Genomic DNA, 500 nt, shown 5'->3' with positions numbered 1-500 from the left:
TTCATTAAATCTTGTGTTTCATGCTGTCCATGAATATCAACTAGCGTTTTTCCAATCTCTTTTAATATGCTGAGTGTAACAAGTTTCCCATTTACACGACAGACACTTTTTCCATTCGCAGCGATGTCACGCTTCAAAATAATCATGCCATCTTCTATTTCTATATCTAACTCTTCTGCTTTTTCAATACATGGATGCTTGTCATCTTCTACATAGAATAATCCTTCTATCTCAGCCTTTTCTGTTCCATATCGAACAAATTCTGCTGAACCACGGCCACCAACAAGCAAACTAATCGCATCAATAATAATGGATTTCCCAGCTCCTGTTTCACCACTTAAAACGGTTAAACCTTTTTGAAAAGAAATATTTAATGCCTCAATAATAGCAAAGTTTCTGATCGATAATTCCGATAACAATGCCCCATTCACCTCGTTATAAACTAATCCCCTATTAAGGGCTTTTCTCAGTATTCTTCATTCAAATAGTTATACTATATG

General features: G+C 35.2%; 1 protein-coding gene. It reads right to left on the bottom strand.

Going from position 1 to position 500, the window contains the following annotated elements; all coding sequences use genetic code 11:
- The coding region (locus KI356_RS27420) for an AAA family ATPase (RefSeq protein ID WP_212937032.1) at positions 1-419 on the bottom strand (419 nt) is incomplete at its 3' end.
- Positions 420-500 lie beyond the last annotated feature (81 nt).

This window comes from Bacillus hominis (genome assembly GCF_018332515.1).
In the GTDB taxonomy this organism is placed as follows: Bacteria; Bacillota; Bacilli; order Bacillales; family Bacillaceae_G; genus Bacillus_A; species Bacillus_A hominis.
The sequence above is the reverse complement of the archived record's forward strand: the minus strand, read 5'-3'. Positions and strand labels throughout refer to the sequence as shown.